Origin of the sequence: Pseudarthrobacter naphthalenicus (assembly GCF_029076445.1) — a bacterium.
In the GTDB taxonomy this organism is placed as follows: domain Bacteria; phylum Actinomycetota; class Actinomycetes; order Actinomycetales; family Micrococcaceae; genus Arthrobacter; species Arthrobacter naphthalenicus.
Map to the genome: position 1 here is coordinate 101,825 of NZ_JARESG010000015.1, position 7,110 is coordinate 108,934.

General features: G+C 64.2%; 6 protein-coding genes. 3 read left to right on the forward strand and 3 right to left on the reverse strand.

Annotation, left to right across the window (positions count from 1 at the left end):
* Positions 1-75: 75 nt before the first annotated feature.
* Positions 76-1,161, reverse strand: coding sequence for a Zn-dependent alcohol dehydrogenase (locus PY310_RS15235; protein ID WP_275215313.1), 1,086 nt, complete (start codon positions 1,159-1,161; stop codon positions 76-78).
* Positions 1,162-1,322: 161 nt separating this feature from the next.
* Here PY310_RS15235 and PY310_RS15240 point away from each other — a divergent pair, with 161 nt between their 5' ends.
* Positions 1,323-2,414: a Zn-dependent alcohol dehydrogenase gene (locus PY310_RS15240; RefSeq protein ID WP_275215314.1), complete on the forward strand. Its 1,092-nt coding sequence runs from the start codon at positions 1,323-1,325 to the stop codon at positions 2,412-2,414.
* A 98-nt stretch (positions 2,415-2,512) separates the two neighbouring features.
* Here PY310_RS15240 and PY310_RS15245 read toward each other — a convergent pair whose 3' ends face one another.
* Positions 2,513-3,997: a carboxylesterase family protein gene (locus PY310_RS15245; RefSeq protein WP_275215315.1), complete on the reverse strand. Its 1,485-nt coding sequence runs from the start codon at positions 3,995-3,997 to the stop codon at positions 2,513-2,515.
* Positions 3,994-5,985 carry a flavin-containing monooxygenase gene (locus PY310_RS15250; RefSeq protein WP_275215316.1) on the reverse strand — a complete coding sequence of 664 codons (1,992 nt, stop codon included), beginning with the start codon at positions 5,983-5,985 and terminating at the stop codon, positions 3,994-3,996. Before PY310_RS15250 ends, PY310_RS15245 begins: the two co-directional genes overlap by 4 nt.
* Positions 5,986-6,115: 130 nt before the next feature.
* Between PY310_RS15250 and PY310_RS15255 the strand changes: the two genes are divergently transcribed.
* Together PY310_RS15255 and PY310_RS21660 are read left to right on the forward strand one after the other, a co-directional pair.
* A complete protein-coding gene (locus tag PY310_RS15255) occupies positions 6,116-6,829 on the forward strand; it encodes a GntR family transcriptional regulator (protein WP_275215317.1) in 714 nt (237 codons plus the stop codon).
* A 156-nt stretch (positions 6,830-6,985) separates the two neighbouring features.
* A partial coding sequence (locus PY310_RS21660; RefSeq protein ID WP_419095499.1) for a transposase occupies positions 6,986-7,110 on the forward strand: 125 nt, incomplete at its 3' end.

The window sequence follows — 7,110 nt, forward strand, 5'->3', positions numbered from 1 at the left end:
GCATTCTTTGAAAGATTTTATATAAAAATGCAGAGGTTGGCAATGGCCATGATGACCCACCGTCCGCCCCTACCATCAGAACGACGTAATGACGCTGCGGGCGATCGCGCCCGACTCCTGCAGCCGGTAGGCGTCGTTGATGCCCTCGAGCGGGATTTCCTGCGCCACCAGGTCGTCCAGGTTCAGCCTGCCCTGCAGGTAGAGCTCGGCGTACATAGGGATGTCCCGGCGGATGTTGCTCGACCCCATATAGACACCTTGGATGCGGCGCTGCGACGCAATGAGGGAGCGCAGTACATCCACCTCCAGGGGCGCGCCCTGGGGTATGCCGATGAGGTAGGCGCCGCCGCCAACCCTGGTCATCTCGATGGCCTGGGTTTGGGTCATCCCGAGCCCGATGGCCTCGAAGGAGTGATGCACACCGCGCCCGCTGATCTCCCGAACCCTGATCACCGCGTCATCCTCGGCGGAGTTCACCACATGGGTGGCGCCGAAGCGGGCCGCCAGTTCCAGCTTGGCTGGATGCACGTCGATGCCGATGATCGTGGTGGCCCCGGCAATCCGGGCCCCGGACAGAATATTAAGGCCTATGCCGCCCAACCCGATCACGGCAACAGTGTCGCCGGGCTGGACCTTGGCCGTGTTGAGCGCCGCCCCCACGCCAGTGATGGCCGCGCAGCTGAGCACGGCCGCCTGCGGGAAGGGGAGCTCCTTCGGGATCCGCACCAGAGAATTGGCGTGGCAGATGGTGTACTCGGCAAAGGCCGCGACCCCGAAGGCGTGCACATCACCGCTGCTTCGGCTCAGCTTGGACCCGGCGGCGCGCGGCCGGGACACTTCGCCAGGGCTGACGCAACGGTAGCTGTGGCCGGCCAGGCATTCCTCGCAGTGCCCGCAGAACTTCACTTCGGAGCCGACCACATGGTCCCCGACAGCAAGGTCCCGGACATCAGGTCCGACGGCGGCCACGACACCGGCCATTTCATGCCCGACAACCATGGGCAGCGGGCGCCCGCGGTCTATCGAGGCAACCAGCAGATCCGAGTGGCACAGCCCGGCAGCCTTGACTTCCACCAAGACCTCGCGGCCCACCGGTTCACCAATACTGATCTCTTCCACATTGAAACGGCCATTGATTTCGTTGATGACTGCAGCTTTCATCCTGGGACTCCCTTGTCTGGCGGGTGAGCGTGAGTGGCCGCGCCGAAAATAATCGATAATTTATAGATTTTGCACTTCCCGTAACACTATATTTACATTTGTGGGCCGCGTCACGTCCATGCCGGCAAGTCCGGCTCACCCAGCGAGGGGAACCACCAGGAATGAAAGCAGCAGTACTCGACGGTGTGGGTCAGCCGTTCCAGGTCCAGGACATCGGCATCGCCGATCCGACCGACCGTGAGGTGCTCATCGACGTCCGCGCCAGCGGCCTGTGCCACAGCGACATGCACGTGGCTGAAACCAACGTGGGCTTCCCCATGCCCGCCGTGCTGGGCCACGAGGTCGCCGGTGTGGTGGCCGAAGTGGGCCCGGACGTGACGGAGTTCCGCGTGGGCGATCATGTGGTGTCATCGCCGATCCACAGCTGCGGCCACTGCCGCGGATGCCTGACCGGCCGCCCCTACCAGTGCCGCCACCCGCAGGAAACCCAGCGGATAGCGGGCCAGCGCCCGCGGCTGAGCCGCAACGGCGAGGCACTGACTCAGTTCATCGGTGTCGGTGGTTTCGCCGAGCAGGTACTCGTCCACGAGAACACGGTGGTCTCCGTCAGCAAGGACATCCCCTTTGACCGCGCCGCACTCCTGGGCTGCGGTGTAGTGACAGGAGCCGGGGCAGCCATCAACTCGGCACGCATCCGCCCGGGAGACACTATTGCCGTCATCGGTTGCGGTGGAGTGGGACTCAACGTCATCCAGGGCGCCGCCCTGGCCGGGGCGCGCAGAATCGTCGCCATCGATCTTCAGCCGGACAAGCTTGACCTCGCCAAAGTGTTCGGCGCAACAGACATCGTCAACGCCGCGGACGGGAATTCCGTGCAGGCAGTCAAGGACCTCACCGGCGGTGGCGTCACCTGTTCCTTCGAGGTGATCGGCCTGAAGCAGACCGCAATGGACGCCGTCGCCATGCTGGAGATTGGCGGCACAGCGTTCCTGATCGGTGTCCAAAAACCGCAGACCCGTCTGGAGGTGACCCCGTTCGGCGACCTGATGGGTAAGCAGAAGGGGATCCGGGGCGTGGCCATGGGTTCCACCAACCTGAAGATCGACATCCCGATGTACGCGGAGCTGTACCTGCAGGGCCGCTTCAAGCTGGATGAGCTGGTCTCCCGGCACATCTCGTTGGACCAGATCAATGAAGGCTATGACCTGCTGCGCGGCGGATCGGTGGCCCGCTCGGTGATCACCAGCTTCTAAGGTCGGTCAAAGTCCGTTAAACGCCAGTGGAGCCGGCCCTTGGACGGCTCCACTGGTTTCTTTCGTTCAAATCGTGTCCCGCGGTGGCAGCGGCGGACCTAGCGTCGCGGACGCAGTTCAGGCTCGACGACGGCGGTGCCACTTCCGGATTCGCCCACCACATACAGTGCCGGGCTCTGCGGATCGAAGCGGGGCACGGGCCGGCCTTCGGTCGTCCGCGGCACCCCGTCCGCAACAAAGCCGAGCAGAAGCGGCCGGAGCCGGTCCGACACGTCGTCGAAGACCTCGGCAGGGAACCCCTGCATCATCGGTGCATCATCCCAGTCCGGGCGGTTCCCGAACAGGAAGGGCAGTTCGAAGCAGTGCGCGCTGCCGGCGCCCCCCAGCCTGCTGCGCACGGAGAACCGCAGCAGCGTGGCCGGGATGCCGGCCTGGTCCGCCCGCCCTGCAAGTTCCGTGGCGGCCAGCCTGAACTGATGCAGGCTGATGGCCTCCACCAGCTTCGCGTGGTCTGTCGCTCCGGGATGCCGTTCCCCAATGAAGGACAAGGCCTCATCGGCGGCTCCGAAGTGTGCTCCGACAAAGCCGGCTAGCTGATCCGGTCCGACCGCCTGGACCGGAAGGGTGTGCAGGAACGCGGCAGCTTCATCGTCCGTGCTGCTCAACAGCAGTGCGTCCACATGCATGGCATCCACAGCAGCTTCAAAGTCCATGGCCCATGAAGGTACCAGCTCCCCATCCGCTGCTGGCATCAAGCCCAGTCCCCTGCCGGCAAAGGCCCTGGACACCTCGGCCTGGGCAGCCAGGATCTCCGGGGTGCTGTGCCGGTCATCGCTGCCATCGGCCAGGGCAGCGCCAAACAGCCTGGACCGTTCGTCGAACTCCGTCGCGTTCAAGGGAGGCTGCCAGGGCAGGCTGAATAAGGCGGTCCGGTTGAATAGCCCGCGAGCCTGCTCGGCAAAGCTCAGCACGTACGCGTACCACGCGCCGGCAGAGTGGCCCGCCAGGGTGGTTGCCCCTGGATTGCCGCCGAACGCGGTGATGTTCCGGTGAATCCAGGACAATGCCTGCAAGATGTCCCCGGCGGCCAGGTTGCACGCACGGGGTTCCACAGTGCCGTTGCTCCGACCAACGCCGTCGAGCAGTCCAAACGCGCCCAGGCGGTAGTTCACGGTGACCACCACAACGCCACCCTCCCGGGCGAGCCGGGCGCCGTCGTACCAGCGCACGTTCCCGGCGCCGCTGATGAAGGCTCCCCCGGGCAGGAAGACCAGCACCGGGAGATCCCGAGCGTCCTCCGGCGCCCAAATGTCGAGCAGGAAGGAATCCTCGTCCTGGGGCATCCGGGACAGGCCGGGGCCGAGCAGCCAATCCAATGATCCGGGACTTTGCGGGAAGACGGTCGCGGCGGCCTGCGGACGCTCCGGTGAAGGATCACCGAGTGCTGAGAAAGGGTCCGTAGGATCCAACCACTCACCGTAACGGACGCCGCGGACGCTGACGACGCCGTCGTGCGTTTCCCTGAGATATATAGCCTCCCCGGACCGGATGCCCGCCCGCGGTTCTGTTGCGGCGGTTCTCATGCCAGTTGGTTGTAGTCGTCGAGGTTCACGGTGCGGGTAATCTTCCAGAAGTCCAACACCGGGTGCGGCCAGATCTGCGACACTCGGCCGAATTTGTTTTTGTACCAGGTGTGCACAGTGGGGTGCCCCCATGCTTTGGTGGCATTGGCGGCGTCCAGTCCGGCGACGAATACGTCGAGGACTTCCTGCTTCAGGTCCAGGGCCTTCAGGTCGTTTTCGATGATGATGCGGAGCGACTCAAGGATGTACTCGACGCCGTATTCGATCATCGAGTAGAGGCTTCCATTGACCACATGGCCAGTGTTGGGGCCGGTGATGATGAACAGGTTGGGAAAGTTCGGAACGGTGAGTCCGGCGAAGGCCTTGGCATCTCCGCCCCAGTACTCGTGCAGGTCGGTGCCGTGGAGGCCGGTGATTTTCAAGGGTTCGAGGAACTCCGAGGCCTGGAAGCCAGTGGCGTAGACGATGATGTCCACCTCATGGAGCACGCCGTCCTTCGTGACGATACCCTCGGCGGTCATGCGTTCGATGCCCTCAGTGACCAGCATGGACTGGGGCTTCTTCAGCGACTCGGCCCAGACGCCGTTGTCCCTGAGCATGCGCTTGCCGCCCACGATGTAGTCCGGGGTGACCTTGGCGAGCAGGTCCGGGCGGTCCTGGTACTGCTTGGCCAGGATGTCGGTGAGCCCCTGGCGCCACTGCGCGTTGACGGCGGACACACTCCCGGGCTGGTCCCAGCCCGGTTCCGCCACGGTGGTGTGCTGCCGGCCCTCGACGCCGAGCCAGTGCTGCCAGAACCGCAGCCACTGCCCGTAGTGCGGGAGCTTGCGGACCAGCCACTGGACTGAGTCCGGCATGTCCGCATAGTAGCCCTGTGTGGGCAGCATCCAAGGAGAGCTGCGCTGGAAGACGGTCAGTGAAGAGACCTGATCGACGATCGCGGGGACGATCTGGTAGGCGCTGGCGCCGGTGCCGATGACGGCCACGCGCTTTCCGGTCACATCAACGCTGTTGTCCCATTCGGCGGAGTGCATCTGGATCCCGGCGAAGTCCAGGCGTCCCGGAACGTCCGGGTACTTGGGCCGGTCCAGCTGGCCTACGGCGGAGAGGACGGCGTTGAACCGGCGGCTGACCGGCCGTCCGGAGGCATCGATGATGTCCACGTTCCACAGCCCCGACGCCTCGTCGTAGCTGGCCGAGGTCACCTCGGTGTTGAATTCGATCTCGCCCAGGATGCCGCCGCGCTCGGCCACCTGCCGGGTGTATTCAAAAATCTCCGACCCCTGCGAGAACTGCTGGGGCCAGTCGTCACGCTGGGCGAAGGAGAAGCTGTAGGCGTAGTTGGGGGTGTCGAGGCGCACGCCGGGGTAAGTGTTCTTCCACCAGGTGCCGCCGACGGTGTGGCCTTTTTCGAACACGGTGTAGGGAATGCCGGCCTGTTTCAGCCGGAAGGCGGCCGCCATGCCGGAAACCCCGGACCCGATGACGGCCACGCTGAACTCCCGGCCCAGGGCGATGTCCTTGAAGTCCCACGTCGGCTTGCCGCTCTTGCCTTCAACCAGTGCCATGTCGTGCATCAGCATGGGGTGGTATTCGGGGTTGGCCGCGTTGGTGATCCAGGTGAGGATGTCATCGGCCTGGGCCTCGGTCAGCGTTCCGACACTGGTCAGGTGATCCTCGCGCACCCGCTTGAGTGCGTCGAAGGCAAGCGCGCGTGCCCTGCCCTGCTGCTCCGGCGTCATGCCACCATGCGGCATACCCACGATTTCTGCGGGCGGCTGCGGCGGACGCAAGTCCTCACGCAGGATGGAAAAGTCTCCGGTTACTGCAGCCAGGGCCACCATCAGCGCCGGAAGGTCCGAGGTATCCACAATCCTGCGCAGGAACTCGTCGTCTTCCGTGATGGGCTCGTACCGGTCCCGCCAGTAGAGGTCATCGACGATGCGCTCCTCGCGGGTCTGGACTGCTTCGGTGGTGGAGTTGGTCACGGCGGTTCTCCTAGGTAATGACGGGATCTGGTGTGATTCAGGTCGCTCCGTACGGCTGATACAAGCTTAGGAAAGAATTTGCATAAGTCAATAAAGAAAACATTATTGGCTAGCCGGTACAATAATGCACATGTCGAAAAGTATCGAGTCTGAGACCCTCAGCACGCAGATCCGGGACTCGCTCCGGGATGACATTCTGGCCGGCCGCTGGGCCGCCGGAGACAAGCTGCAACTGGTGTCGCTCACCAAGCACTACAAGACCAGCAGTACGGTGATCCGCGAGGCACTGACGCGGCTGGTCGGGGACCGCCTGGTGGTGCTCAAACCGAACCGCGGGTTCTTCGTGCCAACGCTTTCGCTGGCCGAGATCAAAGACATCACGGAGCTGCGCTGCGTCTCGGAGGAGTTTGGCGTGGGACTGGCAATCCAGCGCGGGGACCTGGCCTGGGAATCCGAGCTCATCGCGGCCCACCACACGCTGGAGCGGACCCCCTACCGCGAGGCGAGCGATGAGGGCGAGTTGACAGAGGCGTGGGACCGCGCCCACCAGGCGTTCCATGCCAAGTTACTCGAGGCCTGCGGGGTCCCGGTGCTGATCGACCTCGCGTCCACCCTGTCCGACTTGTCCCAGCTGTACGGCCGCTGGGCAGGCCGTGCCACACGCTTCATGGACCGCGACATTGCCCAGGAACACCGGGACATCCTGGCCGCCGCATTGGACCGCAACCCCGAAGTCGCCTCGCGGCTGCTACGGACCCATTATGAGACCACGCTCCACGCCATCCTGAAGTCCGGGATCGAGAAGGAAGCAACCGAAAGCGGCCGCGAGAAGGCCAAGGCCTAGGCACCTGCCTCCTTCACCTGAATACGAGGAATGCCCTCCGGGATCCCAGCAGGGGAACCCGGAGGGCTTTCTTGGTTTTGCCTTATCCGCTGGGACGCACCAGGACTAGGGCGTGTCTCCCAAATAGGCTGACCGCCGGCTGGAAAACTTGGGTGCGTGTCTCGTTTCCAAGTCTTTACCGATGATCAGTGGGCCCGCGTTGAGCCGTTGCTGCCCAGTTCCGACGGCCAGCGCGGTCGCCCGTTCCGGAACCACCGCCAAGTCGTGGAGGGCATCGCTTA